6 protein-coding genes and 1 tRNA gene are annotated in these 6,235 nt (G+C 63.5%); 2 read left to right on the top strand and 5 right to left on the bottom strand.

Annotated features, from left to right (window positions below):
• Positions 1-50 precede the first annotated feature (50 nt).
• The 5 genes from tsf to SPHV1_RS24055 form a co-directional block, all read right to left on the bottom strand.
• The gene (tsf, locus tag SPHV1_RS24035) at positions 51-974 is read right to left on the bottom strand and encodes a translation elongation factor Ts (protein WP_054948513.1); all 924 of its coding nucleotides are present in this window, start codon (positions 972-974) and stop codon (positions 51-53) included.
• Positions 975-1,072: 98 nt separating this feature from the next.
• On the bottom strand, positions 1,073-1,837 hold the full coding sequence (rpsB, locus tag SPHV1_RS24040; RefSeq protein ID WP_054948514.1) for a 30S ribosomal protein S2: 765 nt from the start codon (positions 1,835-1,837) through the stop codon (positions 1,073-1,075).
• A 664-nt stretch (positions 1,838-2,501) separates the two neighbouring features.
• Positions 2,502-3,356: a CDP-diacylglycerol--serine O-phosphatidyltransferase gene (gene pssA / locus SPHV1_RS24045; protein WP_054948515.1), complete on the bottom strand. Its 855-nt coding sequence runs from the start codon at positions 3,354-3,356 to the stop codon at positions 2,502-2,504.
• On the bottom strand, positions 3,353-4,102 hold the full coding sequence (locus SPHV1_RS24050) for a phosphatidylserine decarboxylase (RefSeq protein WP_054948516.1): 750 nt from the start codon (positions 4,100-4,102) through the stop codon (positions 3,353-3,355). The genes pssA and SPHV1_RS24050 overlap by 4 nt, the downstream gene beginning before the upstream one ends.
• Before the next feature lie 97 nt (positions 4,103-4,199).
• Positions 4,200-4,285, bottom strand: a tRNA-Tyr gene (locus SPHV1_RS24055).
• Positions 4,286-4,505: 220 nt separating this feature from the next.
• On the opposite strand from SPHV1_RS24055, the gene SPHV1_RS24060 reads away from it, so the two are divergent.
• Complete coding sequence (locus tag SPHV1_RS24060; protein ID WP_197277810.1) at positions 4,506-5,246, top strand: RNA methyltransferase; 741 nt, start codon at positions 4,506-4,508, stop codon at positions 5,244-5,246.
• 42 nt (positions 5,247-5,288) lie between these two features.
• Positions 5,289-6,134, top strand: coding sequence for a hypothetical protein (locus SPHV1_RS24065; protein ID WP_231634853.1), 846 nt, complete (start codon positions 5,289-5,291; stop codon positions 6,132-6,134).
• The last annotated feature ends 101 nt before the right edge of the window (positions 6,135-6,235 follow it).

The following is a 6,235-nucleotide window of genomic DNA, read 5'->3' on the forward strand; positions in this document are numbered from 1 at the left end:
CCCCCCCCCCCCGCCCCGTCCTGATAATTCCCGAAGGAAGCTGGCTGAAATCAGCCGGCAACCGCCGCGGCGACTTCGGCTGCGAAGTCCGACACTTCCTTCTCGATGCCTTCGCCGAGCTGGAAGCGCACGAAGTCCTTGAGGACGATCTTCGTGCCGGCTTCCTTGCCAGCCTGGTCGACGACCTGCTGAACCGGGGTCTTGTTGTCCATGACGAAGACCTGGCTGAGCAGCGCGTTTTCCTTGGCGTACTTGGCGATCGCGCCTTCGACCATCTTTTCCTGCACGTTCTCGGGCTTGCCCGATTCGGCGGCCTTTTCCTTGGCGATCTTGCGCTCGCGCTCGATCAGATCGGCATCGAGATCGTCGGCATTGAGAGCCAGCGGGAAGGCAGCGGCGATGTGCATCGCGATCTGCTTGCCCAGACCTTCGAGGACGTCGGCCGAAGCGTCCGACTCGAGAGCGACGAGAACGCCGATCTTGCCGAGGTTCGGAGCGGCAGCGTTGTGCATGTAGGGAACGATGAGGCCCTGCGAGACTTCGACCGTCTTCATGCGGCGAACCTGCTGGTTTTCACCGATGGTGGCAACGTTGTTGGTCAGCGCTTCGCCGACGGTACCACCGGTCGGGTAAGCAGCGGCCTTGAGCGCTTCGATGTCGTCGCCGGCAACGCCCAGCGCGACTTCGGTGGTCTTGCGCACGAAGTCCTGGAACTGGTCGTTCTTGGCAACGAAGTCGGTTTCCGAGTTGACCTCTACGGCAACGCCCTTGGTGCCGGTAACGGCAACGCCGACCAGTCCTTCAGCCGCGGTGCGGCTCGACTTCTTGGCAGCGGCAGCGAGACCCTTGGCGCGCAGCGCGTCGACAGCGGCTTCGATGTCGCCGTTCGTTTCGTCGAGAGCCTTCTTGCAGTCCATCATGCCGGCGCCGGTGCGCTCGCGCAGATTCTTCACGTCAGCGGCGGTGTAGGCCATCGCTTTTATCCTTCTTCAGTAATTGACAGGCGCGCCGGGCCCGATGGACCCGGCGCGCGACATTTCAATGACGAAAATGCCGAATTGCGTCGGGCCGATCAGGCCCCTGCGGTTTCCGCAGCAGCTTCGGCGACCGGCTCATCCATGGCGCCGATGTCGGCACCCGAGTCGACAACCGCGTTCTGACCACCCTTGGTGGCAGCCTGGGCGATCGCATCGCAGTAGAGGCGAACGGCGCGGCTGGCGTCGTCGTTACCCGGGATCGGGAACGCAATGCCTTCGGGGCTGACGTTGGTGTCGAGCACGGCGACGACCGGAATACCAAGGGTATTGGCTTCCTTGATGGCCAGGTCTTCCTTGTTGGCGTCGATCACGAACATCACGTCCGGGATGCCGCCCATGTCGCGGATACCGCCGAGCGACAGCTCGAGCTTGTCACGCTCGCGGGTGAGCTGGAGCACTTCCTTTTTGGTGAGACCGGTGGTGTCGCCCGAAAGCTGCTCTTCAAGAGCCTTGAAGCGCTTGATCGAACCCGAGATGGTCTTCCAGTTGGTGAGCATGCCGCCCAGCCAGCGGTGGTTGACGAAGTGCTGACCGCAGGCGCGCGCGGCCTGAGCGATCGGCTCCTGGGCCTGGCGCTTGGTGCCGACGAAGAGCACCTTGCCGCCGGCCTGAACGGTAGCCGAAACGAAGTCGAGAGCGCGAGCCATGAGCGGCACGGTCTGCGACAGGTCGATGATGTGGATCCCGTTGCGGGCGCCGAAGATGTACGGCTTCATCCGCGGGTTCCAGCGGTGGGTCTGGTGGCCGAAGTGAGCGCCGGCCTCGATAAGCTGCTGCATGGTGACGACAGGAGCCGCCATAGATAATTCCTTTCCGGTTGCACCTCTGGAAGGCTGGAACCGTGCGGCCGGGCAAGAAACCCCTCGATCCGCTGCGGCACCGGTATGTGCGCCTTCCATGTGGATTTGCCCTCCGCGATCTGCCGGGAATCGACAGGCACCGCTCAGGCGGGGCCGCCCATAGCCCTGTCCCCGGCAGAAATCCAGCGCCAAATTGCGCCGTGCCCGCCCTGTCCTCGACCGATCGCCTCGGAAACGGAGCCGATCCCCGGGGACGATCCCCAGTCGCTACCCTAGGACACATCCTTAAGGGAGTACCGAAATGCGCAGCCATTCCAACGCCCTGACATGCCGATCGCAAAATCCGCTTGACTTGATGAGAACAAAATCAGAACAAAGGCCGCAAGGAACATTGGTAGAACAGATTCGTTATTTCCACAAGCTGTCCACAGCCCAGTCCTCCGCCGGACCGGGCCCTGGCTCGAAAGGAAAATGGTAATGACTGCATTTGCCGCTTCGCTTTTCGCCCTTGGCGCGATGGTGTCGCTCTGGGTCATCTTCGCGAGCTGGATGCGCCACGGCCGCAAGGCATTCTCCCTGCGCGCAGAGCTTCAGGCTTGCCCTGCCACGCTCACGGTCACGTGGAAGATGATCGAGCGGGTGCAGGTACCGACCCTTGCCGCACTCAGGACGGATCGGAAGGTGCGCTCGACCCGTCGCCAGTCGCAGCGGCCGGCGCTGGTATGGCCTGGTCTCGAGCACGCAGCCTGACCTTTGCATAGGAAGCGATTCCCAGCGGGATCAGGGCAATGTAGCCCAGCGTGATGACCGCCAGCGTGTACCAGGGCTCGGTCAGCAGCGCGGCCACCGTAAGCCCGACGACCGCAATCAAGCCGATGCGCAAGTCACGCGGAGGCTGCAGCTTCGACCAACTCAGGGTCGGCACGCTAGAGATCATCAGGAAAGCGATCAGGACCATCCAGATGCTGACGGCAACGTCGTTGGCAAATTCAGGGATGCCGGTCGCGATCCACAGGTACATCGGCAGGAACGCAAGCCCTGCTCCCAGCGGGGCAGGAACGCCGGTCAGGAAACCGGCCTGCTTGTGCGGCTGATCGAGCATGTCGAGGCGGGCATTGAAGCGCGCCAGACGCAGCACGCAGCAGATCGCAAACGCCAGCGAGGCAATCCATCCCAGGCTGGGCAACTGGTGCAACGTCCACAGGTAAACGATCAACGCAGGCGCCACGCCGAAGGAAATCGAATCGGCGAGACTGTCGAGCTCGGCCCCGAAGCGGGTCTGCGCACGCAGCAGCCTGGCTGCGCGGCCATCGATACCATCGAGCAATCCGGCCAGAATCACTGCCTGCACCGATTTCTCGAAATCTCCCGCAATCGCAAAGCGAATCCCGGTCAGGCCGGAACACAGCGCCGCTGCGGTGATGGCATTGGGCACGATCGCCCGCATCGAGAGCCCACGCGCAAGCCGACGACGCGGCGAAAGCCGATCGTCGACAAGCGGATCGGACTCGTCGATCACTGGGCGACGCCCTCGATGACGCGGGCTTCGGATACTTCGGCAAGGACCGTTTCACCGGCAACGATGCGCTGGCCCATGAGAACCTTCGGTTCGGTGCCGGCCGGAAGGTAGACGTCGACGCGGCTACCGAAGCGAATCAGGCCAACGCGCTGGCCGGCGGCAAGAATGTCGCCCGGCTTGACGAACGGAACGATTCGACGCGCAACCAGCCCTGCAATCTGCGTGAAGCAGATGCGCAGGCCATCGCCGCGCTCGATCAGGATGTGCTGACGTTCGTTTTCCTCGCTCGCCTTGTCGAGATCGGCGTTCACGAATTTTCCGGGGATATAGATCACCCGGCGAACGGTGCCGCCGATCGGTGCACGATTGATGTGGACGTCGAACACGCTCATGAAAATGGAAATGCGCGTAACCGGCTCAGGATCCATCGGCCTGGCGCCGCTGCCGTCCTCCATGGTCAGTTCACGCGGAGGCGCGACCTTCTGGATCAACGTGACAAGGCCATCGGCCGGCGCAACGATCGCGCGCTCGTCCTGCGGCGTCACGCGAACAGGATCGCGGAAGAAGGCCAGTACGCACAAGGTGAGCACAGCAAGCGGCCAACCGACCCACGGGCCCAGCAGCAACCAGCCTGCAACCGCGATCACCCCGGCGATGCCGCCGAACTTGCGACCTTCGGGATGGATGGAGGGCCAGCGCCACGAAGCTTCGCCGCGACCTTGGTTATCGAGAATATCTCCGGGCATGGCTCTCTTCTAGAAGTGCTCGTCGGATACCGCAATGCCAAGGAATACCGTAGCTTCCCCGGAGGGGTGTCTCCGATGTCGGTGATGGGGAAGCTGGTGGTGGACAGGGCTGGATTCGAACCAACGTACGCTTGCGCGGGCAGATTTACAGTCTGCTGCCTTTAACCACTCGGCCACCTGTCCACACCAGTTCTGGCTTGCGGGAAAACCCGCTTTGGTGAGGCTCCAGGAAGGAGCCCGTTGCCGAGGAGCCGCGCCTTTGCCGAAGCGAGCCTTGCCTGTCAATGGGGTGACTGGCAGGAGCGAAAATAGTTTTTTGTTGAAAGGACATTTCATGAATAAGCGCGGCGAACATCAGGGGGGTGGAAAACCCGCCCGGGCCCTACGCGGAAGGGCCGGCCGCATGAAGAACGGGCGCGGTAGCGGTCGCGCCTCCTCGGGCATGGTTCGCCTGTGGGGAAGACATGCCGTGGAAGCCGCCCTCAAGAATCCGGACCGCAGTCACCGCAAATTGTGGGCGACTCGCGAAGGCGTTGATTCGCTCGACGGGGAACTCCCGAGCGATTTTTCGGTCGAATGGGCACAACCGGCCGATCTTGCCCGACTCGTTACCCGCGACGCGCCGCACCAGGGCCTCGTGCTCGAATGCGAACCGCTCGATGACGTATTCCTTGCCGATGTGCTCGACGGCGACCCGGCACGCCCGGTGCTCGTGCTCGACCAGGTCACCGATCCCCACAACGTCGGCGCGATCATGCGTTCGGCCCTCGCCTTCAATGCCTGTGCGATCGTCACGCAGGACCGTCACGCGCCGCCCGAATCGGGTACGCTGGCGAAATCGGCTTCCGGCGCGCTCGAAGTGCTGCCGTGGGTGCGCGTCGTGAACCTCGCCCGCGCGCTCGAAGAGATCGCCGAGGCGGGATACTGGCGAATCGGCCTGGACGGCGAAGCGGAAGCGACGCTGGCCGAAGCCCTGCCCGCCGGTCCAGTCGCGCTCGTTCTCGGTGCCGAAGGCGACGGCATGCGCCACAACATCGTCCAGCATTGCGATGCGATCGCCAAACTGCCGATCAGCAGCGAGATGGAAAGCCTCAATGTCAGCAATGCCGCGGCCATCGCGCTTTACGCCGTCGCGACGCGCTGACTTCGGAAATCCGCCACAGCTCTGAAACCAGGGGGAACAGAGATGCGACACTTCACAATGCCCGGAATGCCCGGCCGCAGGGCGTTGACCGTCCTGTCGGCCACGGCCCTCACCCTGCTGCTGGCCGCGTGTATCTTCGCGCCCGGCAAGTTCACCTCGCAACTGGACCTGCGCAAGGACCGCAGCTTTGCGTTTCGCTACACCGGTGAAATCCTGATGGTGCCGCTGATGGAAGCGTCCAAGAAGCAGGCCTTCGAACCGGAAACCTGCTACGCCGAAGACAGCTTCGAAGAGCGCAAGTGCACCGATGAGGAGATCGCGCAGCAGAAGCAGGAATGGGAAAAGTCGCGCGAGGAAAGCAAGCAGAAGGACGCGCAAGCCGCGCAGATGCTGCTTGGCGGGATCGACCCGAGCAATCCTGAATCGGGCAAGGCAATTGCCGAGAAGCTGCGGCGCCAGGCCGGTTGGAACAAGGTCGAGTATATCGGCAAGGGCAAGTTCGATGTCGACTTCGCCATTGAAGCCCGTCTCGACCACGATTTCACCTTCCCGACCTTCGAAGGCATGCCGATGACCAACGCCTTCGTGCAGCTCTCGCTGCGCCAGGACGGCACGGTCCGGATCGATGCGCCCGGCTTCGGCCCAGCCAACAGCCCGGGCGCCATGGCAGGTATGATGTCGGGCATGGCCAAAGGCGCATCGGGCGGGGATGACGACGCGGCCACGCAGGCAGATGGCACCTTCGCCATCCGGACCGACGCGCAGATCCTTGCCAACAACACCGATGAAGGCCCCAAGGTGGCCGCGGGCGGTACCCAGACGCTGACCTGGCAGGTCAACCCGCGCACGCCCGCAGCGCCCACGGCCCTGCTCAAGCTGGCGCCCTGAACGCGACAGGGCCCGGGAGCGTCATGCGCTCCCGGGCCCTGCTATCGACGCTCGGCTATCGCTGAACCCAAGCCCCAATAAGAAACGCCCCCCCCCCCCCC

The sequence above is a fragment of the Novosphingobium sp. KN65.2 genome (assembly GCF_001368935.1).
In the GTDB taxonomy this organism is placed as follows: Bacteria; Pseudomonadota; Alphaproteobacteria; order Sphingomonadales; family Sphingomonadaceae; genus Novosphingobium; species Novosphingobium mathurense.